Origin of the sequence: Sphingobium sp. Leaf26 (genome assembly GCF_001421665.1) — a bacterium.
Taxonomy (GTDB): Bacteria; Pseudomonadota; Alphaproteobacteria; order Sphingomonadales; family Sphingomonadaceae; genus Sphingobium.
Map to the genome: position 1 here is coordinate 264399 of NZ_LMKV01000001.1, position 24499 is coordinate 288897.

General features: G+C 64.5%; 23 protein-coding genes. 16 read left to right on the forward strand and 7 right to left on the reverse strand.

Annotated elements, in window-relative coordinates; all coding sequences use genetic code 11:
• Window positions 1-14: 14 nt before the first annotated feature.
• A complete protein-coding gene (locus ASE85_RS01275; RefSeq protein WP_156358198.1) occupies window positions 15-1271 on the forward strand; it encodes a chloride channel protein in 1257 nt (418 codons plus the stop codon).
• A 100-nt stretch (window positions 1272-1371) separates the two neighbouring features.
• Window positions 1372-3180: a DUF885 domain-containing protein gene (locus tag ASE85_RS01280; protein WP_056682250.1), complete on the forward strand. Its 1809-nt coding sequence runs from the start codon at window positions 1372-1374 to the stop codon at window positions 3178-3180.
• A 90-nt stretch (window positions 3181-3270) separates the two neighbouring features.
• Here ASE85_RS01280 and ASE85_RS01285 read toward each other — a convergent pair whose 3' ends face one another.
• Window positions 3271-4755, reverse strand: coding sequence for a replicative DNA helicase (locus tag ASE85_RS01285; protein WP_056682253.1), 1485 nt, complete (start codon window positions 4753-4755; stop codon window positions 3271-3273).
• A gap of 113 nt (window positions 4756-4868) precedes the next feature.
• On the opposite strand from ASE85_RS01285, the gene ASE85_RS01290 reads away from it, so the two are divergent.
• The 10 genes from ASE85_RS01290 to ASE85_RS01335 all read left to right on the forward strand — a co-directional run bounded on the left by ASE85_RS01290 (window position 4869) and on the right by ASE85_RS01335 (window position 16401).
• Window positions 4869-5351: a UPF0262 family protein gene (locus ASE85_RS01290; protein WP_056682255.1), complete on the forward strand. Its 483-nt coding sequence runs from the start codon at window positions 4869-4871 to the stop codon at window positions 5349-5351.
• A 13-nt stretch (window positions 5352-5364) separates the two neighbouring features.
• Complete coding sequence (locus tag ASE85_RS01295; protein WP_443018461.1) at window positions 5365-6048, forward strand: GH25 family lysozyme; 684 nt, start codon at window positions 5365-5367, stop codon at window positions 6046-6048.
• Window positions 6048-6509: a cytidine deaminase gene (locus tag ASE85_RS01300; protein ID WP_056684193.1), complete on the forward strand. Its 462-nt coding sequence runs from the start codon at window positions 6048-6050 to the stop codon at window positions 6507-6509. The genes ASE85_RS01295 and ASE85_RS01300 overlap by 1 nt, the downstream gene beginning before the upstream one ends.
• A 6-nt stretch (window positions 6510-6515) precedes the next feature.
• Complete coding sequence (gene dcd, locus ASE85_RS01305; protein ID WP_056682258.1) at window positions 6516-7070, forward strand: dCTP deaminase; 555 nt, start codon at window positions 6516-6518, stop codon at window positions 7068-7070.
• 16 nt (window positions 7071-7086) lie between these two features.
• Window positions 7087-7845, forward strand: a complete 759-nt coding sequence (locus tag ASE85_RS01310; RefSeq protein ID WP_056682260.1) for a metallophosphoesterase family protein — start codon at window positions 7087-7089, stop codon at window positions 7843-7845.
• A 183-nt stretch (window positions 7846-8028) separates the two neighbouring features.
• Window positions 8029-10869 carry a TonB-dependent receptor plug domain-containing protein gene (locus ASE85_RS01315; protein WP_056682262.1) on the forward strand — a complete coding sequence of 947 codons (2841 nt, stop codon included), beginning with the start codon at window positions 8029-8031 and terminating at the stop codon, window positions 10867-10869.
• A 3-nt stretch (window positions 10870-10872) separates the two neighbouring features.
• Window positions 10873-14028, forward strand: a complete 3156-nt coding sequence (locus ASE85_RS01320) for an amidohydrolase family protein (protein WP_056682266.1) — start codon at window positions 10873-10875, stop codon at window positions 14026-14028.
• A 185-nt stretch (window positions 14029-14213) separates the two neighbouring features.
• On the forward strand, window positions 14214-14519 hold the full coding sequence (locus ASE85_RS01325; RefSeq protein WP_056682269.1) for a hypothetical protein: 306 nt from the start codon (window positions 14214-14216) through the stop codon (window positions 14517-14519).
• A complete protein-coding gene (locus ASE85_RS01330) occupies window positions 14516-16099 on the forward strand; it encodes a PepSY-associated TM helix domain-containing protein (protein ID WP_056682272.1) in 1584 nt (527 codons plus the stop codon). Before ASE85_RS01325 ends, ASE85_RS01330 begins: the two co-directional genes overlap by 4 nt.
• Window positions 16096-16401: a DUF3325 domain-containing protein gene (locus ASE85_RS01335; protein ID WP_056682274.1), complete on the forward strand. Its 306-nt coding sequence runs from the start codon at window positions 16096-16098 to the stop codon at window positions 16399-16401. The genes ASE85_RS01330 and ASE85_RS01335 overlap by 4 nt, the downstream gene beginning before the upstream one ends.
• 40 nt (window positions 16402-16441) lie before the next feature.
• Here the strand turns inward: ASE85_RS01335 and ASE85_RS01340 are convergent, their stop codons facing one another.
• Complete coding sequence (locus ASE85_RS01340; RefSeq protein WP_056682278.1) at window positions 16442-17131, reverse strand: anti-sigma factor family protein; 690 nt, start codon at window positions 17129-17131, stop codon at window positions 16442-16444.
• Entirely contained in the window at window positions 17128-17616 is a 489-nt protein-coding gene (locus ASE85_RS01345) for an RNA polymerase sigma factor (protein WP_056682280.1), read from the reverse strand. Before ASE85_RS01345 ends, ASE85_RS01340 begins: the two co-directional genes overlap by 4 nt.
• 88 nt (window positions 17617-17704) lie before the next feature.
• On the opposite strand from ASE85_RS01345, the gene ASE85_RS01350 reads away from it, so the two are divergent.
• Window positions 17705-19012 carry a S8 family serine peptidase gene (locus tag ASE85_RS01350; protein WP_056684196.1) on the forward strand — a complete coding sequence of 436 codons (1308 nt, stop codon included), beginning with the start codon at window positions 17705-17707 and terminating at the stop codon, window positions 19010-19012.
• Window positions 19013-19111: 99 nt separating this feature from the next.
• Window positions 19112-19774: a hypothetical protein gene (locus tag ASE85_RS01355; protein WP_056682286.1), complete on the forward strand. Its 663-nt coding sequence runs from the start codon at window positions 19112-19114 to the stop codon at window positions 19772-19774.
• Between the two features lie 123 nt (window positions 19775-19897).
• Here the strand turns inward: ASE85_RS01355 and ASE85_RS01360 are convergent, their stop codons facing one another.
• From ASE85_RS01360 to ASE85_RS01370, 3 genes are all read right to left on the reverse strand, one after another.
• Window positions 19898-20587, reverse strand: coding sequence for a pentapeptide repeat-containing protein (locus ASE85_RS01360; protein WP_056682288.1), 690 nt, complete (start codon window positions 20585-20587; stop codon window positions 19898-19900).
• A 91-nt stretch (window positions 20588-20678) separates the two neighbouring features.
• Window positions 20679-21386, reverse strand: coding sequence for a response regulator transcription factor CtrA (ctrA, locus tag ASE85_RS01365; RefSeq protein WP_056682290.1), 708 nt, complete (start codon window positions 21384-21386; stop codon window positions 20679-20681).
• Between the two features lie 294 nt (window positions 21387-21680).
• A complete protein-coding gene (locus ASE85_RS01370) occupies window positions 21681-22574 on the reverse strand; it encodes a LysR family transcriptional regulator (protein WP_056682292.1) in 894 nt (297 codons plus the stop codon).
• A gap of 106 nt (window positions 22575-22680) precedes the next feature.
• Here ASE85_RS01370 and ASE85_RS01375 point away from each other — a divergent pair, with 106 nt between their 5' ends.
• Window positions 22681-23400 (forward strand): pirin family protein, encoded by a 720-nt coding sequence (locus ASE85_RS01375; protein ID WP_056682296.1) that lies wholly within the window; start codon window positions 22681-22683, stop codon window positions 23398-23400.
• 117 nt (window positions 23401-23517) lie between these two features.
• Complete coding sequence (wrbA, locus tag ASE85_RS01380) at window positions 23518-24117, forward strand: NAD(P)H:quinone oxidoreductase (RefSeq protein ID WP_056682299.1); 600 nt, start codon at window positions 23518-23520, stop codon at window positions 24115-24117.
• A 133-nt stretch (window positions 24118-24250) separates the two neighbouring features.
• On the opposite strand, the gene ASE85_RS01385 is transcribed toward wrbA, so the two are convergent.
• Entirely contained in the window at window positions 24251-24457 is a 207-nt protein-coding gene (locus ASE85_RS01385) for a hypothetical protein (RefSeq protein WP_200928275.1), read from the reverse strand.
• Window positions 24458-24499: the final 42 nt, after the last annotated feature.

Here is a 24499-nt window from a genome sequence, read left to right on the forward strand (position 1 = left end):
GGCTGCGTATCCTGATGCGCCGCCATGGCCCCGAAGCACTGATCTGGCGGCGTCGCATCGCCATATTGGCCGGTGCCGTGCTGGTTGGCCTGACTGCATTGCTCTTCGCGGAATTGGCCGATCATGCCGGCGGGCTCTTCCACCGACTGGTGCTATGGTGCTGGTGGCTACCACTGATTCTCACACCTCTGGGCTTTGCCAGTTTCGCATGGATCACCATGAAACTGGCGCCCGCTGCAAAGGGTTCGGGCATACCCCAGGTGATCGCTGCCGCCCGCAATCCGGACGAGGGCATGAAGGCGCTGGTGTCGGCACGCACCGCCTTCGTCAAATTCTGGCTGACCATCGGCACACTGCTGTTTGGCGCGTCGGTAGGACGCGAAGGCCCCACGGTACAGATCGCCGCCAGCATCATGGGCTATTCTCACCGGATCATGCGCATTCCCCTGCGTGCCTCCGTCTTCATCGCGGGCGGCGCGGCCGGCGTGGCAGGTGCGTTCAACACACCGCTGGCCGGTGTGGCCTTCGCCATCGAGGAACTCGCCGCCGCCTATGAGCAGCGCATGACGTTACTGGTCATGGCCGCTGTGCTGATCGCCGGCATGGTCAGCCTGGGTTTGGCGGGCGACTATGTTTATTTCGGCGTCATGCGCCAGACGCTCAGCGTCCATGACGCGCTGATCGCAGCGCCCGTGGCCGGCTTTCTGGGCGGCATCGCCGGCGGCCTCTTTTCCCGGCTGATGCTGGCATCCGGCACGACAGCGCTCGCCCCCATCGCATGGCTGCGCGCGCGGCCGGTCATCATGGCGCTGGGCTGCGGTGGCATCGTCGCCATCGTCGGCGTGACGACCGGCCTCACCTGGGGCACCGGCTACGAAACCGCCCACAACGTCATCAGCGGCGATGACGTCCCGCTCTGGTTCGGCGCAGCCAAGTTCGTTTCGACACTGGCGACGGCAGTATCGGGCCTGCCCGGCGGCATCTTCGCGCCATCCCTGTCGGTCGGCGCAGGCATTGGCGACATGCTGCGGAGTCTCTTCCCGACCTACCCCCAAGGTGCTGTCGTGCTGCTGGGCATGGTCGCTTATTTCACCGGCGTCGTGCGTGCGCCTCTCACCGCTGTCATCATCATTTCCGAAACAACAGCGAGCCGCGGCCTGATGATGCCGCTGCTCGCCGCTGCCCTTGTCGCCGACTTCTCGGCGCAGTTAGTCAGCAAGGAACGGCTCTATCACGGCCTTGCCAAGCGGTTCGAGCTACCCAAGCACTGAATCTGTCTCGGCCACGTAACAATATTGCAATCGGCTGGACGGATCGTGCCAGTCGCGCGATACACTCGGCCTTATTGTCAAAGACATAAGGGAGTCGCCCATGGATCGCCGTCAATTTCTCGCCACCAGTGGTGCAGCAGCCCTGACCGCTGCAACGCCCCGTGCCCTTGCCCAGACGGCGGGCGCTGACGATGCCCGCCTTTCCGCCACCTTCGCCGCGATCTTCGAGCGTCAGCTTGACCTGTCGCCTGCTTTCGTCACGAGCCTCGGCCTCGACAAGGGTGGTCGTGCAGGCGCGAAGAGCCAATTGGACGATAATAGCAAGTCGGCGATGATGAAGCGGCTGGCCGCGACGCAGGCCGCGATCAAGGAACTGGAGGGATATAAGACCGCCAGCCTGTCCGACTCGCAGCGACTGAATCTCGACGTCATTCTCTACGCGCTCGACCAGCAAACCGTCGCGCCAGCCAAATTCGGCCTCAATAGCGCGGTACGCCCCTATCGCATCTTCCAGCAGGGCGGCAGCTATTTCTCCACGCCCGACTTCCTCACCACTGCCCATACCATCAATGCTACGGCCGATTGCGATGCCTATGTCGCGCGGCTGGAGGCCTTCGCCCGCAATCTGCGAACCGATACCGCACTCCAGCGGGACGATGCGGCGCGCGGTTATCTGGCGCCGGGCTGGTCGCTCGACCTGACGCTGGGCCAGATGAAAAAGCTGCGCGGGCAGCCTGCCGCCGACAGTTCGATGGTCCAGTCTCTGGTCAAGCGCGCTGCGGCCAAAGGATTGTCCGGTGACTGGCAGTCACAGGCGGCCGCCGTGGTCGAAAAATCCATCTATCCAGCACTGGACGAACAGATCGCCGCGATCGAAGCGCTGCGCGGCAAGACGGCGGCAGGCGATGGCATATGGCGGACCCCACGGGGCGACGAAATCTATGCTGCTGCGCTCAAGAGCGCTACCACGACCGACCTGACCGCCGACCAGATTCACGCCATGGGGCTGGAGCAGGTCGCGGACCTTTCTGCTCAGCTTGACGTGATCCTGAAGGGCGCCGGCCGCACCGCTGGGTCGATCGGCGAACGCCTCTCTGCGCTCAATGTCGACCCTACGCAGCTTTATCCCGACAGCGTGGAAGGCCGGACCGCCTTGCTCGCTCAACTCAATCGCGACGTCGACGCCATGAAGGCGAAACTGCCCAACGCCTTCACCACCATTCCTGACACCGCGCTGGAAATCCGCGCGGTGCCAGTGGAAATTCAGGATGGCGCATCCAACGGCTATTATAACCGCGCTGCTCTGGATGGATCGCGTCCGGCCATCTACTTCATCAACCTGAAGGATGTCGGAGACTGGCCGAAATATGGCCTCCCCTCGCTCACCTATCATGAGGGCGTGCCGGGCCACCATCTCCAGATTTCGACCGCGCAAAATGCGGGCGACGTGCCGATGCTGCGCAAGACCGCCTTCATGAGCGCTTATACCGAAGGCTGGGCGCTCTATGCCGAGCAACTAGCCGACGAACTGGGCGGCTATGCGACACCGATCGACCGGGCCGGCTATCTCCAGTCCTTCCTGTTCCGTGCGGCGCGGCTGGTGGTCGACACCGGCATCCATGCGAAGAAATGGGATGTGAAGCAGGCGACCGACTATATGGTCGAAAAGACCGGCTTCGCGCGCCCCCGCTGCCAGCGCGAAGTCGAACGTTATTGCACCCAGCCGGGTCAGGCGACCAGCTACAAAGTCGGCCATGGCGTGTGGAGCAAGGCGCGTCAGGACGCGCAGGCGTCACTCGGCAAGGACTTCGATATCAAGCAGTTCCACGCCATCCTTGAGGAAGGAGCGATGCCGCTATCGATGCTGGAAAAGCGCGCCATGATTCGGGCGACGGTGGCCAAGGGATAAGGGCGTTCCCCGGCGCAGGCCGGGGTCCAGTCTCGATCGTGGAACTGGACCCCGGCCTGCGCCGGGGAACAGATCATTCGACCCATTCCCTCACTCGTAATCCAGATCCTGATAGCTGTCGTCCGCCACGTCGGAGAAGCGCGTGATCTTGGCGTCGAACTTCATGCGGATGCGCCCGGTGGAGCCGTGGCGCTGTTTGGCTACGATCACCTCGGCCAGGCCATAGATGCGCTCCATATTCTCCTTCCACGCGGCGTAGGCGGCCTCGTCGTCGGGCTTGGGCTCCTTGGCGGCTTCGTAATAATCCTCGCGAAACACGAACCAGACCATGTCCGCGTCCTGCTCGATCGAGCCGGATTCGCGAAGATCGGACAGTTGCGGTCGCTTGTCCTCGCGCTGTTCCACCGCACGGCTGAGCTGCGACAGGGCCAGCACGGGCACATGGAGTTCCTTCGCCAGGGTCTTCAAACCACGGGAAATTTCCGAAATCTCGTTCACGCGATTTTCGTTGCCGCGGCCGGTGCCCTGGAGCAGCTGGAGATAGTCGACCACAATGAAGCCGACGTCATGGCGGCGCTTCAGGCGACGCGCGCGGGTACGCAGCGCCGCAATCGTCAGGCCGGGCGTGTCGTCGATGAACAACGGCAATTCCTGCAAGTCGCGGGCAGCGCGCGACAGATTCTGGAAGTCCGCCCGGCTGATCTTGCCCATACGCAGCGCTTCGCCGGAGATACCAGACTGTTCGGCCAGAACGCGGGTCGCGAGCTGATCCGCCGACATTTCGAGCGAGAAGAAAGCGGTCTTGGCGCCCATGTTCTTTTCCGGCGGGATGCCGTCGCCATTGTCGCGCAGCCAGCGCGATGCTGCGTTATAGGCGATGTTGGTGGCAAGCGACGTCTTGCCCATGCCAGGACGGCCCGCCAGGATCATCAAGTCGGAATTGTGCAGACCGCCGATCTTCGCGTTCAGGCTGTTGATGCCGGTGGTGATACCCGACACATGGCCGCCACTGTTGAGCGCACGTTCCGCCACCTGCACCGCGGCGGTCGATGCCGTTAGAAAGCTCTTGACCGATCCCGACTCACCCTCACCTTCGGACACTTTGTAGAGCGCGACTTCGGCGGCTTCGATCTGCTCGCGAGGATTGACATCCTCGCTGGTGTCCATCGCGTTTTCAACCAGTTCCCGACCGACGCTGACAAGCTGGCGCAGCAAGGCCAGGTCATAGATCTGCGTCGCGAAATCGCGTGCGCCGATCAACGCCGCACCATTGCCGGTGAGTTGGGCCAGATAAGCCGCGCCGCCCAGTTCCTTGAGCGCCGGATCCTGTTCCAGCATGGGTTTGAGCGTCACCGGATTGGCGACCATATCCTTGTCCAGCAGGCGCATGATCGCGTCGTAGATGCGGCCATGGAGTGGCTCGAAATAATGTTCGGCCTTCAGCTTGAGCTGCACATCCTCGGCAATGCGATTGTCGATCATGATCGCGCCCAGCAGCGCGGCCTCCGCTTCGACATTGCGCGGCAGCTCGGTTCCGCCCTGTTCGGCGGGATTGATTTTCAGCAGTTCGACCATCTGCCCTCTTTCCTCTCCCGGCCGGGTGGGCGCAAGGGGCTAAACCCACGCATCTGTGGATAAGTCCCGCTTGCTTTTCAGCGCACATCGCCGCACTGACAGTTCGCTAACATATGGCCGATCCGCGCATCATAGACATCCAGCTGGACCAGCGCACGATCCTGTGGCGCAACGCCGACGTGGAGCAGGAACGGCGCATCGCGATTTTCGACCTGCTGGAAGACAATCATTTCGCACCCCAGCGAGCCCATCCCGACGGCTATGCCGGCCCCTATAAGGTGGTCCTGCGGGTCGAGGATGGACGGCTGGCGATCGAGATCAACCGGGACGATGACACGCCGCTGGAAGCGATCATCCTGGGCCTTGGCCGGTTCCGCCGGCCGATCCGCGAATATTTCGCCATCTGCGACAGCTATTATCAGGCGATCAGCAACGCATCACCGCAACAGATCGAGACGGTGGACATGGCCCGGCGCGGCATCCACAACGACGCGGCGGAGGTGCTGAAGGAACGGCTGGAGGGCAAGATCGAGGTCGATTTCGACACGGCCCGCCGACTTTTCACGCTCATCTGCGTGCTGCATATCAAGGGGTAAGACGATCAGGGTTGTGACTTTGGGTGGCCTGCTGGTCCGCATCGGGGCGGGACTGGCGGTGGTCGCGGCGCTGGCCCTGGCGCTGTGGCTCTATGCGCGCGCCTGGGCGCCCGATCGCGATCAATATCCGGTACAGGGCGTCAGCATCAGTGCGGACAATGGCCCAGTCGACTGGGGCACGCTGGCGGCGCAGGGGGCAGACTTCGCCTATATCCGCGCCGGCGATGCCGCCGATCGTCGGGACTCCGCCTTCGCCGACAACTGGCGCGGGGCGCGGGCGGCGGGGCTGCGCTATGGCGCGCTGATCGAATTCACTCCCTGCCGCCTTGCCAGCGATCAGGCGACCCGGTTCATGACCACCGTGCCGCGCGACAATGCCGCGCTGCCGCCGGTCATCCGCCTGGCCTTCACGCCCGCCTGCACCGCCCGGCCGAACCGCGACCTGCTGCTTTCGGAACTCAACACGCTGGTCAATCTGGTCGAGGGGCATGCGGGCAAGACCGTGCTGCTCAACGTCAGCGAGGATTTCGACAAGGCTTATGATATCGGCTCCGGTATCAACCGGACGCTCTGGCTGGACGGCAATTTCTTCCCGCCCGATTATGCGACCAAGCCCTGGGTGATGTGGACAGCCAGCAACATGCGGCATATCGACGGCGTCGATGGTCCGGTCCGATGGAATGTGGTGGCGCCCTGATGCACGATAATGAACAACGAGTTGGACAGTTGATTGCGGCAGCGCGGGACGCGATGGCCAACGCCCATGCGCCCTATAGCCGCTTTGCCGTGGGCGCGGCCGTGCGCCTGACTGACGGCAGCATCGTCACAGGCTGCAACTTCGAAAATGCCAGCTACGGCCTGTCGCTCTGCGCGGAAACGGTCGCGCTGGCTACGGTCAATGCGCAGGGTCGTTTCGGTGACGTAACGGAAATTGCCGTCGTCGGCGGCGCCATGGACGCGGGGGAGGAAGCGCTCGTCACCCCCTGTGGCCGTTGCCGCCAGATCATGAACGAGGCCGAGCAGATGGCCGGCCGCACCCTCGCCATCTATTGCGCCACCCCCAGCGGCGACCGCATCCTCGACCTGACGGTCGCTGACCTCCTCCCCCATGCCTTTGGTCCGACGGACCTGGGCATCGGCCCCATGACAAAGAGCTGAAACGACATGGCCATTCTTTCCGACAAATGGATCCGCGAACAGGCGCTGAGCACCGGCATGATCGAGCCGTTCGTGGAGAGCCAGCGCCGCGAAGGCTGTATCAGCTACGGCTTGTCCTCCTATGGCTATGACGCGCGGGTGGCGGACGAGTTCAAGATCTTCACCAATGTCGACAGCACGATCGTGGACCCCAAGGATTTCGATCCGAAGAATTTCGTCGATCGCAAGACCGACTGCTGCATCATCCCGCCAAACAGCTTCGCGCTTGCCCGCACGGTCGAATATTTCCGCGTGCCGCGCGACGTGCTGGTCATTTGCCTTGGCAAGTCCACCTACGCCCGCTGCGGCATCATCGTGAACGTGACGCCGCTGGAACCGGGCTGGGAGGGGCATGTGACGCTGGAATTTTCCAACACGACGCCCCTGCCCGCCAAGATCTACGCCAATGAAGGCGCGTGCCAGTTCCTGTTCCTTCAGGGCAATGAGCCGTGCGAGGTCAGCTATGCCGATCGGGCCGGCAAATATATGGGCCAGCAGGGCGTGACTCTCCCCCGCCTGTGATGCGACTATCGCCGACATGACATTCTGGCGCAGGACAAGGCGCGACGCTGCGCCACTGCCCGATATCGGGACGGACCGGCGGGTCTATGCGATCGGCGATGTGCATGGTTGTGCCGGGCTGCTCGACCAGTTGCTGGCGATGATCGGTCAGGATGACGGCGATCGCGATCGCAAGCCGATCAGCCTGATCCTGCTGGGCGACCTGATCGACCGTGGCCCCAATTCACGCGGCGTGGTGGAACGGGCGATGGCGCTGATGGCGTCCGGCGGCGACGTGCATTGCCTGAAGGGCAATCATGAGGAAGTCTTCGTGCTGGCCGCGCGCGGCGATGGTCGCGCCCTTCCTGTCTTTCGCCGCATGGAGGGCGAAACGACGCTGGCCAGCTACGGCCTGGACCCCGCCCTGTTCCGGGTGATGACCGATCAGGAAATCGCCGACTGGATGGAACGCCATGTGCCGCGCAGCCATGTCGATTTCCTTGACGCCCTGCCCGACAGCATCGCCATCGGCGACTATCTGTTCGTCCATGCCGGCATCCGTCCCGACGTGCCGATCGAGGCGCAGAATGCGGCCGACCTGCGCTGGATCAGGCGCGAATTCCTGGAGCATCGCGGCCGACACCCCCATATGGTGATCCACGGCCATAGCATCAGCCCGGATGTGGAAGAACGCGCGGAACGGATCGGCATCGACACCGGCGCATTCCTGTCCGGCCGGCTGACGGCCATCGGGCTGGAAGGCACCGATCGCTGGATTTTGCAGACCGGCGGCTGACATTTTTGCGATGCAACATTGCGTCGAGACGGAATAGACCAGCACGACGCCCTGCGCTTCTCATAAGTCTATCAGAATCATTTTATGTCGCAATTTCGTAATTCGCGATAGCGGAACGCATGAGTTAGTCCGTTTTAAGGTAACAGAACGGCATGAAATGCCGTCTCAGCAGGGGAACAGACAATGCGTATTCGCCATGCCCTGGCGGGGATCAGCCTCGCCATATGCCTCGTGTCGCCCACTCAACTTCTCGCAGCCGCAACAACCGATGCCACACTGACGCAACGGCACAAGTTCGACATTCATGTTCAGCCGCTGAGCGGCGCATTGCGCCAGTTGTCCGCCCAGTCGGGCGTGCGTATCCTGTTCCCCTATGACGAAGTGGCCGCGATCCGCAGCCGCCGTATTCAGGGCTGGCTATCGACCAAAGATGCACTGGCGCGGCTGCTAGCCGGCACCGACCTGACCTCCACCCCCGCAGGCGCGGGCGTGATCGCGCTTGCCGCCCCCGCCAGCCGCAGCGCTTCGCGCCGCAGCCCGCTGGCCCTGCAATATGCGCAGGCCAGCCTGCCCGGCATCAGTCCTGCGGCAATGACCATGGCGCCTGCCCCCGAACCGATCGAAGACGCCACGCCCATCATCGTCACCGGCACGCGCACCACGACACGCACCGTGGCCGAAAGCCTCGCGCCGATCGACGTGCTGGGCGAAAAGGATCTGGAGACGAGCGGCAAGCAATCCGTGCGCGACCTGCTGGGCACGCTGGTCCCCTCGATCAACGTGTCGAACAACGGCGCAGGCGCGAGTTGGGCGGTGCGCACCCTGTCTCTGCGCGGGCTGGGCGGCGACCAGTTGCTGGTGCTGGTCAATGGCAAGCGCCGCCACAATACCGCCACGCTGTTCATCAACGGATCGGTCCAGAACGGCCAGTCGCCCCCGGACCTCGACCTCATTCCCGGCAATGCGATCCAGCGGATCGAAGTGCTGCGCGACGGCGCGTCGGCGCAATATGGATCGGATGCGATCGCCGGCGTCGTCAACATCATCCTGAAGAACGACACGGCCGGCGGCGCGGCGCTGACGCTGGGCAGCACGGCCGACAATGGCGGCTGGCAGGGCCGCTGGCAGGTCGACAAGGGCTTCGCGATCGGCCCGGACGGCGGCTATATCCACCTGTCGGGCGATGGCGTGTTGCAGGAAAATACCATAACGAGGAGTAGCCCGATCCTTACGACGGCTGCGAACCCGTTTTATCCTACTGGCGACCCGCGCAACACCGATCCCGACCGCATCCGCGCCAAATATGGCCAGCCGCAGGTCATCGGCGGCAATCTGGGCTATGACGCCATGATGCCGGTGGGCGAAAGCATGGAACTCTACAGTTTCGGCACCTATTCCAAGCGTCATGCCGGGGGCTGGCTGACGTACCGCACGCCTGCGGCGGCCAACAACATCATCTCCATCTATCCGGAAGGCTATATTCCACGCATCCACGTCTATGACGAGGATTTCCAGTTCGCAGGCGGCCTGCGCGGCGAAGTGGGCGGCGGCGTCCATTTCGACCTCAGCACCAGCTATGGGCAGGATGAGGTCAAATATGCCCAGACCACATCGCTCAACCCGTCGCTTGGGACGGCAAGCCCGACCAACTTCTATCTCGGCAAGCTCCGCTTTGACGAATGGGTCAGCAATCTGGACCTCAGCAAGGAGTTCGACATCGGCCTGGCCGGGCCGCTCTCCGTCGCGGTGGGCGGCGAGTATAAGAAGAATAAGTTCGTCATCAGCCCCGGCGATTCCGTTTCCTACGAAAATGGCGGCTATATTTTCCCTGAAGGCGGATGGCGCGGCGGCACTTTTGCCAGCGGCATCGGATCGCAGGGCGTCATCGGCTTCACGCCCGAAGGATCGGGTAGCTGGAGTCGCGACAACTGGAGCGCCTACGGCAATATCGAGGGGAAGATCATCGAAGGCGTCGAGTTCGGCCTGGCCGGGCGGCATGAGGATTATTCCGATTTCGGCACCACCGATACGGGCAAGGCATCGCTGCGCATAGAACCGGTGCGGGGCATCGCGATCCGGGGGACGGCCAGCACCGGCTTCCGCGCGCCCACGCTCCAGCAGCAACATTATAATTCGTCCAGCACGATCAACGTGGTGATCGACGGCGTGGGCCAGTTGCGGCCGGTGGTCGCTTTGCCGGTCGACAGCGCGGCGGCACGGGCGCTCGGCGCCGTTGCGCTCAAGCCCGAAAAATCGACCAGCTTCTCGGCGGGGCTGGTGCTGACGCCCCTGCCCAACTTCAACCTCACCGTCGACGCCTATCAGATCAAGGTCCGGGACCGCATCCTGCTGAGCGGCACGCTGTCCGGCGCGGCGGTCGTCGATATTCTGAACGCCAATGGCTATGCCGGTAATTTCGGCGCGCTCATCTTTTCGAACGCGGCCGATACCCGGACCCGCGGCCTGGACATCGTCGCCACCCATCGCGCCAATTTCGGCGATCTTGGCAATCTGACGACGTCGCTATCGGCCAATTTCAACAAGACCGTCTTCACCCATATCGACCCGCCGCCGACGGGTGGCAGCGGCGTCTCCTTCGTCGCGCGCGACCGACAGGGCGACCTGAGCGAAGGCACGCCGCGCAACAAGTTCATTGCCAACTTCCTGTGGGAAACCGGCGCGTTCAACGCCAATTTGCGCGCCACCCGCTTTGGCAAGGTCACGCAGCGTGCGGCGTTGCCAGTGCTGCACACGGCGGACTGGATGTCCTGCGGGCCGGCGTCGGCGACCTGTACGTCGGGCTTTGCCGACGAAGAGTTGAAGCCCAAGACGATCCTCGACCTGGAACTGGGCTACAAGCTGGCCAAGGGCGTCAAGCTGTCGATCGGCGCGAACAATCTGCTCAACACCTACCCCAACAAGCTGAAGCTGGTGAACCGGCTCGCGGGTGGCCTTTACAATGGCTACGCCCCCTACGGCATCAGCGGCGGCTTCTACTATGGCCGGTTCAACCTGGAGTTCTGACCAATGACGAAGATCAAGGGCGTCAGCCGTCGCGAGGCCATCGCGGCGGGCGGGATCGGCTTGCTGGCGGCGGGCAGCGCAGCATCGGTGGCGACGGGATCGGCGGCGCAATCCCCCGGGGCGCCCGCCAGCGGCAAGGAGACATTGGTGACGGTCGAGGACTGCACCAATGTCGCCCTTGCCCTGTCCCCGGACGGCAGCCGCATCGCCTTCGACCTGCTCGGCATATTGTGGACGATGCCGGTCGGCGGCGGGCCCCTGAAGCGGCTGACCGGCGATTTTGACGATCTTGCCCAGCCGGACTGGTCGCCCGATGGCAAGCGCATCGCCTTCCAATCCTATCGCAGCGGCCATTTCCACATCTGGTCGGTGGCGGCGGATGGCGGGGACATGCGCCAGCATAGCGACGGGCTGTTCGACGATCGCGAGCCACGCTGGTCGCCGGACGGCAGGACGATCGCCTTCGCCAGCGATCGGGCGGAGGGGCGCTACGCCATCTATCTGCTCGATGTGGCGAGCGGCAAGGTCACGCCCTTCTCCAAGGGAGACACGAATGACAGCGAACCCGCCTGGTCGCCAGACGGCAAGCGCATCGCCTATGTCGCGGGTAGCACGAAACTGGTGGTAGCGGACATCGCCAGCGGCGCGGTCAGCGATGTCGCATCGGTTCCGCCATCGCCCGACCGCTTCAACCCGTCGGCGATCATGGCGCCTGCTTTCGCACCGGACGGCAGCATCGCCTATACCCGCGTTCAGCCCGGATCGCTGACGCTGGTGCTGGGCGACAGGGATATCGTGGCGGGCGAGGATCTCTATCCCTTCCGGCCCGCCTTCACGACAGATGGCGCCATCCTCTATGGGTCGGGCGGCAAGCTGCGCAGGCTGAAGGGTGGCAAGACGTCTATCGTCCCCTTTTCCACCCAGGTACCCGTCACCACGCCCGATTACCGCAAGAAGACCCGCGACTTCACCTCCACCACGCCAAAGCCCGTGGTCGGCATCGCCGCGCCGATGCTGTCCCCCGATGGCAGAAGCATCGTCTTTGCGGCGCTCAACGACATCTATCTGATGCCGATCGGCGGCGTGCCCAGGGCGATCATCACCGACCCCTTCCATAAATGCGATCCCGCCTGGTCGCCCGATGGCAAGACCATCGCCTACTCGTCCGACCGGGGCGGCACGCTCGACCTGTGGCTGCATGAGGTCTCTACGGCCAGGGAACGGCAGCTTACCAACATTCCCGACAAGGCGATCGCCTGGGGTAGCTGGTCGCAGGATGGCCAGCAGATCGCCTTCCTCGATCAGGACGGTGCGCTGCATACCGTGGAAGTCGCCAGCGGCGTCGTCACCAAGCGGTTCGACGCCATCTGGGAACCGGGTCGGCCCAGCTTCGCTCCCGATGGCAAGAGCATCGCCTACGCGGCGTTCAAGCCGGTCACCGGCCGCTACCGCGAAGGCGCCAGCCAGATATTGACGGTCGATCTCGCCACCGGCAAAGGCACCTATCGCCCTGTATTTGAGGGCAAGTCGCTGGGGACGCGCGGGCATGACGGACCGGTCTGGTCGCCCGATGGTACGAAAATCGCCTTCGTCTTCGCCAGCACATTGTGGGTCGCGCCGGTCGCGCCCGATGGCAGCTTTACCGCCGCGCCGAAACAGATCACCGCCGACGTCACCGACGCGCCAAGCTGGAGCGGCGACAGCAACACACTTCTCTATCTCAGCAATGGCAAACTGCGCCTCGTCCCGGCCAGCGGCGGTACGGCGCAGACGATTCCCTGCCGGCTGACATGGGCAAACTCCAAACCGGCGGGCCGCACCATCTTACGGGCTGGCAAGGTCTGGGATGCACTTTCGGCAGACTATAAGACACATGTCGACGTCGTGCTGGACGGCAACCAGATCAGCGCGGTCACGCCGCGCGGCGCGGGTGCTTCGGACGCCAACGCAAAGATCATCGACGCGCCGGACCTGACGCTGATGCCGGGCCTGATCGACATGCACACGCACCGGCAGATGGCGGGCTATGGCTATGGCGATCGCATGGGGCGGCTGTGGCTGGCCATGGGCATCACGGCTACCCGGTCGCCGGGTTGCCCCGCCTATCATATGGTCGAGGACCGGGAGGCGATCCAGAGCGGCAAGCGCATCGCCGCGCGCCACTATGCCACGGGTGAAGCGATCGACGGCGGGCGCATCTTCTACAATTTCATGCGCCCCGTCAGCGAGCCGGGGCAGATGGCGCTGGAACTGGAGCGAGCCAGGGCGCTGGATTACGACATGGTGAAAACCTATGTCCGGTTGCGCCATGATACGCAGAAGGAGGTGGTCGATGCCTCCCACCGCATGGGCATGCACCTGTCGTCCCATTATCATTATCCCGCGCTGCATAGCGGCATGGACTGCATGGAGCATACCGGCGCGACCAACCGCTACGGCTATTCCCGCACCATCACCGCGCTGGGCGGCGGCTATCATGATGTGAACGACCTGTTCGCGGCGGCGAAGGCCGGGCGCACGCCGACGCTGTTCGCCGCGACTTCGCTGCTGGGGCTGGACGACGGATTCACCCGCGATCCGCGCATCACCACACTCTATCCCGCCTGGGAATTTGCCAAGCTGAACGGCCGGGTGAAAGCCATGACCGGCGAAGGTGGCGCGCCGATGCTCGCCTCGCTGGAGCGGCAGGTAGCGCAGATCAAGCTGATGCTGGAGGCGGGCTGGCATCCGATTTCCGGCACCGATGCGCCGATCGACCTGACCGCAATCAGCCTGCACCTCAACCTGCGCGGCATGGTGAAATTCGGTATCCGTCCGTATGATGCACTGATGATGACGACGCGCTGGTCGGGCGAGTTTCTGGGCGAGCCGGTGGGACGGATCGAGCGGGGCATGCTGGCCGACCTGATCCTGGTCGAAGGCGATCCGCTGAAGGACATCGACGCCGTGGCCAATGTGCGAAAAGTGATCGCGAACGGCGTCGTCCATACGCCCGATCAGTTGATGGCTCCCTTCGCCGGCGCCAAGCCGCAAGCCGCGCTCACGCCGATGCGACCGATGCTGGCGGACGCGCACCAGCATTATTGGTGGCACGACCCCGACTATGTCGAAAGCAGCCGCGCCGCCTGCTGCGCGGGCCATGCCGTGGCCCATGCCTGATGCGATCGGGGGCGGCGGGATTTGAACCGCCGCCCCTTCCACGGACGGGAGCTTGACGCCGCCGCCGCAGCAGCGGCGCAACGCTCTTTCCGCAATTTCCAATTTTCGGATGGACATCCGCGCGCTCCTCGCCTACCCGCTCTTGCGAGTTATTATCATTAATATCGCAGAGTGGACCGATCTTCATGGCTTCCAGGGCTTCCCCCGCACCACGCTACAGGCTGGCCGTCGCCAGCCGCGTTCTTGCGGCGGTTCCACTCAATTATGTCCTGACATCGATCGTCACCGCCCTGCTCGCCCGCCATCTTCCGTTATCCCGCGCAGAGGCCAGCGTTGCGGCAACCCTCACCGCCTTCCTCATCTTCGCACTGATCGCCATGGCCATTTGCCACGCCCGATCGACCGCCAGGGTCTGGGTCTGGATGATCGGCAGCACCGCCTTGCTGGGCGGCCTGCTCGCCCTGTCGCTCCAGTTGGGAGGCCGCGCATGAAGGATGGTTTTCGCCAGTGCATGGCCTGGCTCCACACCTGGACGGGACTGCTGCTGGGCTGGCTGCTCTTCGCCATCTTCGTCACCGGTACCGCCGCCTATTTCCAGGAGGAAATCAGCCGCTGGATGAAGCCGGAAGTCACCGCCGCGCCGGATCGCGATGCGGCAACGCAGGCGGCGATCACCTATCTGAACCGCACGCAGCCCGATGCGGAAAGCTGGTTCATCTCGCCGCCCTCGGCGCGCAGCCCCACGGTCAGCACCTTCTGGCAGCCGCGAAAGGTGGCCGGTGAGGAGCCGCGCAAACGGCGCGGTCGACGCGGCGACACCAGCGCCACGCTGGACGGTCAGGGTCAGCCGGTGACCGCACGCGAAACGCAGGGCGGCTTCTTCCTCTACCGGTTTCATTTCGACCTGCACTATATGCCGGTCTACTGGGCGCGCTATCTGGTCGGCGTCGCGGCGATGTTCATGCTGATCGCCATTTTCAGCGGCATCGTCACGCATAAGAAGATTTTTGCCGACTTCTTCATGCTGCGCTTTGGCAAGGGCCAGCGCAGTTGGCTCGACGCGCATAATGTCACCGCCGTCTTTGCCCTGCCTTTCTATCTGATGATCACCTATACCGGGCTGGTGACGCTGGCGACCATGTACATGCCCTGGGGCATCGCCGCCAATTACAGCAAGCCTGACGCCTTTTTCGAGGAGGTGTTCCCCGGCCGTGCGGAAGTGGAGCGTTCCGGCATCGGCGCCCCGCTGGTCGCCGTGACGCCACTGATGGAGATCGCCCGCCGGCGCTGGAACGGGGCGGAGATCGGGTCTGTGCGTGTCGCCATGCCAGGTGACGGCAACAGCATCATCACCCTGACCCGTGCGTCCAGCGGCGCGATCGGATCGCGCGGCGAGAGCATGGTCTTTTCCGGTACGTCCGGCGACCTGCTGGAGAAAAGTCCGGTGCAGGGCGGCGCGATGGCGACGCAGAGCGTGATGATCGGCCTGCATGCCGGCCGCTTTGCCGGGTGGGGCCTGCGCTGGCTCTATTTCCTGTCCGGCGTCGGCGGCACGATCATGGTCGGCAGCGGGCTTGTCCTGTGGACCGTCAAGCGACGGGTCAAGCTGGCCGATCCCGCACGCCCGCATTTCGGTTTCCGTGTGGTCAGCCGCATGAATATCGCGGCCATCGCCGGCCTGCCCGCGGGCATCGCCACCTATTTCCTGGCCAACCGCCTGCTGCCGCTGGGCATGGAGGCGCGTGCGGACTGGGAAATCCACAGCCTGTTCATCGCCTGGGGCGCGACGCTGATATGGGCCATCGCCCGCCCCGAAAAGCGCGCCTGGGTGGAAAGCCTGGCGCTGGCGGGCGGCCTGTTTGCCGCTGTTCCGGTCATCAATGCGCTGACGGTCCCGCGCAACGGCATCAGCGGCCTGCTGTCCGGCGACTGGCTGTTCGTTGCGTTCGACATCGCCATGCTCGTGCTCGCGGCCGGCTTCGGTTTTTCCGCACGCAAGGCGGCCCGCGCCACCACAGTAAAGTCCCCGCGCCGCGCCCGCGCGATCAAGGAAGAACTGGCCACCGCATGACCCACATCATCGCCATCGCGCTCTGCATCGCCGGCTTTGCTTGCCTCTGCGCCGCCATGGTCCGGCACCAGCCCGATTTCGTCGGGCGCAAGCTGGATACCGGGACCAGCCATAGGCTGCGCCATACAGGCTTCTCCCTGTTGCTGGCGGCATTGGCGGTCGACATGATCGGTTTGGGCGCAGGCTATGGTGCGATTGCCTGGTGCGCGCATCTGACGCTGGGGGCCGGGCTGGTCCTGTTCCGCCTCAATCGGGCGATCGCCCGCCGGCCGGCGAAGGCAAGGGCGGCGCCAAAGAACTGATCGCTGCAAGACAATTCCGTTCGGGCGGAGATTCACCCTTCTATCGCCACCCTTTCGCCACCGCCGCTTTTTCTCCAGCGGCATCCACCGGCGCGCCCGCCATCAACGCATCGACCGTCGCCATGACGCGCACGTCGGCAGAGGATGCCTGACGATAGGCCGTTTCCCGCCCCGCCCCCGGCAGCACCTGCTGCACCTGCCAGCCTTCGCCCTCGTGGCAGGCCACACCCGCCATTGCGCCGTCGAAGCTGCGGCACCAGCCACCGCCCTTGCGCTGGAAGGTGAGGCCGATGCGGATCGCCGCGTCATCCTGTGCTGACGCCAACTGGCTGTCGAGCGCCGTGGCCAATGGCCCCTTTGCCACCATGACGCCATTCTGCATCCCGATCGGCCCGACATCTTCCCTGGAAAGGCGACCTACGCCAAGGCCCAGCACCAGACTGGCGGCGATCGCACCGCCCGTCACCCAACTGCCCCAGCGGCGGACGGGTCGCTCCAGCGGCACCACCGTCTCGCTTGCGTCCAGCAGACTACGCAGCCTGTCGGGCACGGGCTCCTGCGCCATCGGGGCGTAATGGCCGGCCAGCCGTTCGCGTAATCGGCGATGCTGCGCCAGCCGCTCGGCCAGCGCGGAATCGCCCGCCACGGCGCGCTCCACCCGGCGCCGGTTCACCTCGTCCAGTTCGCCGTCGACCAGCGCGATCAGCATGGCTTCGTCGATGTCCGTCATGCCGCCTCTCCCATATATTCCAGTAACGCGCCGCGTCCGCGGACCAGTCGTGACGTCAAAGTTCCCATCGGTATGCCCAGCACCGCTGCCGCCTCCTTGTAGGACAGCCCCTCCACCAGCACGAGAGCGATCGCCTCCCGCTGCTCGTCGGGCAGGGCCTGCATCGCCCGGTCGACGTCGGACAGCATCATATGCGCCTCCACATCCCGGTCGCCGGCATGGCCGACGGTCAGGCCCGCCTCCTCCGGGGCGAAGGTCTTCGCGGCGCGTTGCCGGGCGCGGGCTTCGTCGATCCACAGGTTGCGCATGATCCGGTACATCCAGCTATCCAGACGGGTGCCCGGCTGCCACTGATCGCGCGCCTTCAGGCCGCGCTCCAGTGCCGCCTGGCACAGATCGTCGCTATCGGCGCGATCCCGCGACAGGCTGGCGGCAAACCGCCGCAGCCGGGGCAGGATCGCCAGCAGGTCGCGTTCGAATGACATTGGCACTCCGTCACATGTTCGAAGGATGAAACGCGCCAGCCCATCCGTTTCATCCCCGAGACACATGACGAATGGACATTTTTTCACAATGGATGATTTTGCACGAGAAAGGATCGGGGAGACGGACATGAAGCTGACGCGCCCATGGATGATGGCGGGCCTGTTCCTGCTGGCGCCGGATGCGCAGGCCCAGTTGCTACCGGGCGGTGGCGGTGGGCTGGGCGCGGTCGGCCAGGTCGTGCCCGACACGCTGGATCAGGTCGGGGATCAGGTCGGGAGCCAAGTTGACTCGGCGGTCGACGCAACCGGGCTGGATCGGCTCAGCCCCGCCCGGCTGGCCGATCGACTGGCGGCGGTCCGCGCCGCACGACTCAGCGACCTGTTGCGCCAGCATGGTGACCGGATCGAGCTGGACGACAGGCGTGAACCGGCGCGGCGCGGCGTGATCCTGTTGACCGGTGCCGATGATGGGGCCGTCGCGGCGCTGCGGGCAGCGGGCTATGATGTGGACAGCATAACGGTGGAAGGCATCGACCTGCCCATCGCCCGCCTGACACCTCCCAAGGACAAAAGCCTGGCCCGTGCGCTGCGCGATGTGCGCAAGATCGCGCCCCGCGCGCAGGCGAGCGCGGACAATCTCTATTTCCCAAGTGGTCCGGCGCTGGCGCTCGCTAACACGACACTGGCCGGTGGCGGCAAGCTGGATGGGCGTGTCGCCGGCCTGATCGACGGCGGCGTCGGCCGCCACCCCTCGCTTGGGCCTGCCATCGAACAACGTGGTTTCGCGCAGGGCGCGCCCCGCCCCAGCACCCATGGCACGGCCGTCGCTTCACTTATCAGCGGTGACGGTCTGGTGCGTGGTGCAGCGCCCGGTGCGCCCTTGCTGGTCGCCGATGTCTATGGCGACGATCCGGCCGGCGGTGGCGCCTTCGCCATCGTCCGTGCGCTGGGATGGATGGCGGCGCGTGGCGTGCGGGTGGTTACGGTCAGTCTGGTGGGTCCGGCCAATCCCCTGCTTGATGGCGCGATCCGGCTCGCGCGGGACAAGGGCGTGACGGTGGTGGCGGCGGTCGGCAACGACGGCCCGGCCGCGCCGCCCGCCTACCCCGCATCCTATCCCGGCGTGATCGCCGTCACCGGCACAGACGGGCGCGGGCGGATATTGCCCGAAGCCGGGCGCGCACTTCATGTCGATTTCGCCGCGCCCGGCGCGGACATGCAGGCGGCCGATATGCAGGGTGGCAAGGCGGCGGTGCGCGGCACCAGCTTCGCCGCGCCACTGGTTGCCGGCCGGCTGTTCACGCGCGGCACGCTGGCCGCCCTGCGCACCGAAGCTGGTCGGACACACAGGGGGCAGACGCCGCTCATCTGCGGAAATTGCAGAAATAATGACTGACTATCAATAGCTTGATATTATTTTATCGGATTCGGGATTAAAGCAGGCACCCCTCCCGTTCTCCTTTCATCACAACGATATTGATGAAGGAGACGAGAGATGAAAGCCAAGTTCCTGATCGCCGCTGCCTGCCTCGCCGCCCTGTCGACGGCGCCCGCTTCGGCGCAGCTTCTGGGCGGCGGCGGTGGTGGCGGCCTGGGCGGTTCGCTCGGCGGCGCGCTGGGTGGCAGCGGCGGCCTTGGCGGCACGCTGGACGGCGCTGGTAGCCTCGGCCGCAGCGTCGACCTCGACAATGGCCGCGTCGGCGCCAGCGGATCGAGCCGCAGCCGGGCCGATGGCACCTTCAGCGGTTCCGCCACTCGCAAGGGCAAGAGCGGCAACGCGGGCGCTTCGGGTTCGGCCAGCGGTTCGGCTGATGGCAGCCTGGCGGTCGATACGCTTGGCACCAATGACGCCCGCAACGCCGTCGGCTCGGTCCGGGATCGTGCCACCGATACCGCCGGCACAGTCCGTGATCGGGCGACAGACACAGCCAGCGCCGCGCGCGACCGGGCCGGTACTACGGTCGGCGACACCCGCGATCGCGTCTCTGGCGTGAAGGATCGCGCTGGTTCGGCCGCTGGCAATGCAGCGGGTCAGGCGACCGGCGCGGTGAATAACACCGGCTCGATCGACGCCAGCGGATCGCTGTCGGGACAGGTGAGCGGTCAAGGCGCGTCGACCGGCGGCACCGGCAACAATATTCCAGATCAGGCGGACTGATTGACCCCGCCGGGGCATGAGGACAAGCGGACAAGTTCCAAACCGCCTGGCCAAAGCCCCTCCGCCTGACGAACGGGCCGGCAGCCTTTCAGGCCGCTGGCCCGTTCACCGTTTCAGCGCCCATCAGCGCACGTTCAGGCCCAATTCGCCGAGCAATTGCCCGGCCTGCTCGCGCGATATGGTCGCACCCCGGAACAGCCCGGCATTGACCAGCCGCAACCCGCCGATGTCGGCCCCGCGCAGGTCCGCCCCATCGAACCGGCATCCGTCCAGCGCCGCATCGCGCAGGCTGCATCCATCGAACAAGGTACCGCGAAAATCGCATTTGGCGAGATCCGCCTGACTGAAATCGACCGCCGCCACCACCTGTTTACGGAAGGAAAAGCCGGGGAGCCGCGCGTTGACCAGCAACGTCTCCCTGAACTCCATATCCAGCGCGCTCGCCTCCGTCAGGTCAGCGCCGGTCAGCTTGCAGCGATCGAATTTCCCGCCGAACAGCTTGGCCCGCCTGAACGCGCCGTTGTTGAAATCGCAGGCGGTAAATTCCGCTTCGCGCAGATCGGCGCCGGTAAAGCTGACAAACGCTCCGCGACAGGACAGCCACCGCGTCCCGTCCAGCTTCGCCCCCGTCAGATCGGTGCGGCGCAACTGGCACCGCTCGAATATCCAGCGCGACAGGTCCAGCCCTGACAGGTCAGCCTCGTCCAGGTCGCAATCGACCAGATGATGCGGCAGTCCTTTTGCCAGCGGCGCAATATCGCCCCGGCCCAGCGTCTGTTCCCTGATCGAGCGGTCGGCAAAAAGATCGTCCATGACCTTGCCTTAGCGGCAGCCGCGCCAACGGAAAAGGCCGGCATCCTTGCGGACACCGGCCTTTCCACCCCCCTGGGCATTACGTGTCGGATCAGGCGACCTTGGCCTGTTCCTCCAGGATTTCGTCAGGATCGCGCAGCACGTAGCCGCGGCCCCAGACCGTTTCGATATAATTGTCGCCGCTGCATGCCAGCGCCAGCTTCTTGCGCAGCTTGCAGATGAACACGTCGATGATCTTGAGTTCCGGCTCGTCCATCCCGCCATAAAGATGGTTCAGGAACATTTCCTTGGTCAGGGTCGTGCCCTTGCGCAGCGAGAGCAACTCCAGCATCGCATATTCCTTGCCGGTCAGATGGACGCGATTGCCGTCCACTTCCACCGTCTTGGCGTCGAGGTTGACCGACAGTTTACCGGTGCGGATAACCGACTGGCTATGCCCCTTCGACCGGCGCACCACCGCATGGATGCGGGCGATCAGCTCTTCACGATGGAAGGGTTTGGTCACATAATCGTCGGCGCCGAAGCCGAACGAGCGAACCTTGCTGTCCATTTCCGAAATGCCCGACAGGATCAGAACCGGCGTCTGCACCTTGGCCGCGCGCAGCTTCTTGAGCACGTCATAGCCGTGCATGTCCGGCAGGTTCAGGTCCAGGCAGATGATGTCGTAATCATACAGCTTGCCCAGATCCAGGCCTTCCTCGCCCAGGTCAGTCGTGTAGACATTGAAACCCTCGGTCGTGAGCATCAGCTCGATCGCCTTGGCAGTGGTCGGTTCGTCCTCGATCAGCAGCACGCGCATGTGAAGCCCCTTTTGCACCTTCCGGTCAGTAACAGTCCCGTTCACCCCACCAGAACGGCTTCTGCTCCAATTCATTAACCAAAAAACTTCTGAAGGACAAAGGTTAATTTTTCGCTAACCGGCAGGAATCCACGAGTCGCGCCAATTCGAATCTGTTTACAAAGGGTTGAGGTCGCAACGGTCCATCCGGAGTCAAGATGGGTTCACCTGCGAAACGAGGCCAATCGGCGTCCCTCATGCCTTATCGTCCGGGCAACTATGCTGAAAAAAATCTTACCGCAGGCCTGATCCGGGTTAACAGCCATGATGCTTCGTCAGGAAGTCCAGCAACGCATCGACACGGGCCGGGCGCAGGCGCGACGGCGGCGTCACCAGATGCAGGCCGAAGGGCGCGGGCCGCCAGTCGGTGAGGATTTCCTCCACTTCGCCCTTTGCCAGCGCGTCGCCGATGATGAAGTCGGGCAAGCGGGCCACGCCGACGCCCATATTCAGCGCCGGCAGCATCGCCTCGCCGCTGTTCACCGTGATGCGGCTGCGCACCTGCACCACCACATTCTGCTGTCCGGGACCGGCAAAGCGCCACACATCGGGCGCGGTCACATTGGAATAGCAGAGGCAGTCATGGGTGCCGAGGTCGGAGGGGTGCTGCGGCCGGCCGCGCTCGTCCAGATAGGCGGGCGATGCGATGACGTGCATGGTCACATCCGCCAGCCGTCGCGCGCGGAGCGAACTGTCGGGCATGTCGGCAATGCGGATGGTCGCATCCAGCCCCATCTCGACGATGTCGATCTTCGCATCGGACAGATGCAGGTCGACATCCACCAGCGGATGTTCCTTGGTGAACTGCGCCACCAGCGGCGCAATCCGCAACAGGCCAAAGGTCATCGGCGCGCCCAGCCGCACCACGCCGGACAGGTCGGCCGTCTCGTCCCGCGCAGCCTCTTCCGCCGCCTGGCCCTCGGCCAGAATGCGATGGGCGTGATCGGCCAGCCGCTTGCCGCTTTCGGTCAGCGCCAGGCGGCGGCTGGTGCGGTTGAACAGGCTGGTGTCCAGATGCTCCTCCAGCCGCGTCACCGCCTTGGACACGGTCGCCTTCGAGACACTCAGCGCCTTGGCCGCGTCAGTGAAACTGCGATGTTCCACTACGGCGGCGAACATCGCCCAGGCTTCAAAATCAGGTAGTCGCATCAGGAAACAATCCGTTTCAAAGCTGCCGGTTTATGAAACGATCCTGATGGCTAGATTGGCGGAAAGCAAGCGGAAGCATCCGCCTCCGCACCGAAAGGCATTTGTTATGACCACGACCACCGCGAGCCGCATAGAGCGCCGCCCGTTCGCGTCGCTGGGCCATGCCGACCATGGCTGGCTGAATGCGCGCCACCATTTTTCCTTCGCCGACTATCATGAAGAAGGTCGTATGCACTGGGGCGCGATCCGGGTGTGGAATGACGACGAAATCGGCCCGCGATCGGGCTTTCCGCCGCATCCCCATGCCGCCATGGAAATCATCACCTATGTCCGCACCGGCGCGATCACGCATCAGGACAGTCTGGGCAACAAGGGCCGCACGGAAGCGGGTGACGTTCAGGTGATGTCGGCCGGCACCGGCATCCGCCACGCCGAATATAATCTGGAGGATGAAACCACCACGCTGTTCCAGATCTGGGTCATGCCTCGCACCCGCGGCGGTCAGCCATGCTGGGGGGCGAAGCCTTTCCCTAAGGACGATCGCTCCGGCACGCTTCGGGTTCTGGCCAGCGGTTATGACGATGACAAGGAAGCGCTGCGCATCCGCGCCGACGCCCGCCTGCTGGGCGGAACGATTCCAGCGGGTGAGAGCGTGACCTATGCCACCCAAGAGGGTCGCCACCTCTATCTGGTCGCGGCGACGGGCCGGATCGAGATTGACGGCCAGCCCTTCGAAGCCCGCGACGGCGCGGCGATCATCAGCGGCGCGCCGATCTCCATCAAGGCTGTCGAGGACGCCGAAATCGTCCTGGTCGACAGCATCTGACCCCTTTGGCCCGTCCATTTCCTCTCCCCCAGGACGGGCCGGGCCGCCCGCGCAACACCCCCTCCCCTGGCGCGGGCGGCCAATCCTTCATTCCTCTTTCAGTTCAGGAGACGCATCATGGCTAAGGTTCTGGTTCTTTATTATTCTTCCTACGGTCATATCGAAACCATGGCCAAGGCGGTCGCCGAAGGCGCGGCATCGGCTGGCGCGACCGTCGATATCAGGCGCGTGCCCGAAACCGCCCCGCTGGAAGTCGCGCAGAACGCGCATTTCAAGCTGGATCAGGATGCGCCTGTCGCGACCGTCGCGGAACTGGCCGACTATGACGCGATCATCGTCGGCACCGGCACCCGCTTTGGCCGCATGTCCAGCCAGATGGCGGCCTTCCTCGACCAGGCCGGCGGCCTGTGGGCGCGCGGCGCGCTGAATGGCAAGGTCGGCGGCGCCTTCACATCCACGGCCTCACAGCATGGCGGCCAGGAAGTCACGCTCTTCTCGATCATCACCAACCTGCTGCATTTCGGCATGACCATCGTCGGCCTCGACTATGGGTTCCAGGGCCAGATGGGCGTGGACAAGGTGCGTGGCGGATCGCCCTATGGCGCAACCACGCTGGCCGACAGCGACGGCAGCCGCAGCCCAAGCGAAGAGGAACTGGACGGCGCTCGCTATCAGGGCCGCCGTATCGCCGAAACCGCGATCAAGCTGCACGGTTGATCGCCAATCGCGCCGTCTAACCGGCGCGGCAGAAAAAGAGCCTTGGGTCGCATCAGGGCTTTCAAACAGTCGTAAGGGGCTGGCGCATCGGGACTATGCGCCAGCCCCTTTCCTGTTGCGCCAGACGGCGTGCTTATCCCGGCGTCTTGGGCGTGACCCAGACTTCGACCGGCGTGATGAATTTGCCCGGCGCGGGCTTGCCGACGACAACGCGGTCGGCCGTGACCAGTTCGCCATTTTCAAGGTTCAGCGACACCCATGGCTTGGGCATGCGCTCGAACTTCATTTTCTGGATGGGTTGGCCCGTGGCCGTGTTCATGATGGTGGCGATGACTGACATAGGGGGCGCGCGCTAGCGGTTGCCAGGCCCCCCTGTCCAGAG

Coding starts and splice junctions, on each gene's coding strand:
- ASE85_RS01335 (WP_056682274.1), top strand. CDS start 16,096: ATGACCCACATCATCGCCATCGCGCTCTGCATCGCCGGCTTTGCTTGC.
- ASE85_RS01370 (WP_056682292.1), bottom strand. CDS start 22,574: ATGCGACTACCTGATTTTGAAGCCTGGGCGATGTTCGCCGCCGTAGTG.
- dcd (WP_056682258.1), top strand. CDS start 6,516: ATGGCCATTCTTTCCGACAAATGGATCCGCGAACAGGCGCTGAGCACC.
- ASE85_RS01280 (WP_056682250.1), top strand. CDS start 1,372: ATGGATCGCCGTCAATTTCTCGCCACCAGTGGTGCAGCAGCCCTGACC.
- ASE85_RS01385 (WP_200928275.1), bottom strand. CDS start 24,457: ATGTCAGTCATCGCCACCATCATGAACACGGCCACGGGCCAACCCATC.
- ASE85_RS01275 (WP_156358198.1), top strand. CDS start 15: ATGCGCCGCCATGGCCCCGAAGCACTGATCTGGCGGCGTCGCATCGCC.
- ASE85_RS01345 (WP_056682280.1), bottom strand. CDS start 17,616: ATGTCATTCGAACGCGACCTGCTGGCGATCCTGCCCCGGCTGCGGCGG.
- ASE85_RS01340 (WP_056682278.1), bottom strand. CDS start 17,131: ATGACGGACATCGACGAAGCCATGCTGATCGCGCTGGTCGACGGCGAA.
- ASE85_RS01325 (WP_056682269.1), top strand. CDS start 14,214: ATGGCTTCCAGGGCTTCCCCCGCACCACGCTACAGGCTGGCCGTCGCC.
- ASE85_RS01285 (WP_056682253.1), bottom strand. CDS start 4,755: ATGGTCGAACTGCTGAAAATCAATCCCGCCGAACAGGGCGGAACCGAG.
- ASE85_RS01375 (WP_056682296.1), top strand. CDS start 22,681: ATGACCACGACCACCGCGAGCCGCATAGAGCGCCGCCCGTTCGCGTCG.
- wrbA (WP_056682299.1), top strand. CDS start 23,518: ATGGCTAAGGTTCTGGTTCTTTATTATTCTTCCTACGGTCATATCGAA.
- ctrA (WP_056682290.1), bottom strand. CDS start 21,386: ATGCGCGTGCTGCTGATCGAGGACGAACCGACCACTGCCAAGGCGATC.
- ASE85_RS01290 (WP_056682255.1), top strand. CDS start 4,869: ATGGCCGATCCGCGCATCATAGACATCCAGCTGGACCAGCGCACGATC.
- ASE85_RS01355 (WP_056682286.1), top strand. CDS start 19,112: ATGAAAGCCAAGTTCCTGATCGCCGCTGCCTGCCTCGCCGCCCTGTCG.
- ASE85_RS01320 (WP_056682266.1), top strand. CDS start 10,873: ATGACGAAGATCAAGGGCGTCAGCCGTCGCGAGGCCATCGCGGCGGGC.
- ASE85_RS01315 (WP_056682262.1), top strand. CDS start 8,029: ATGCGTATTCGCCATGCCCTGGCGGGGATCAGCCTCGCCATATGCCTC.
- ASE85_RS01360 (WP_056682288.1), bottom strand. CDS start 20,587: ATGGACGATCTTTTTGCCGACCGCTCGATCAGGGAACAGACGCTGGGC.
- ASE85_RS01350 (WP_056684196.1), top strand. CDS start 17,705: ATGGATGATTTTGCACGAGAAAGGATCGGGGAGACGGACATGAAGCTG.
- ASE85_RS01310 (WP_056682260.1), top strand. CDS start 7,087: ATGACATTCTGGCGCAGGACAAGGCGCGACGCTGCGCCACTGCCCGAT.
- ASE85_RS01330 (WP_056682272.1), top strand. CDS start 14,516: ATGAAGGATGGTTTTCGCCAGTGCATGGCCTGGCTCCACACCTGGACG.
- ASE85_RS01300 (WP_056684193.1), top strand. CDS start 6,048: ATGCACGATAATGAACAACGAGTTGGACAGTTGATTGCGGCAGCGCGG.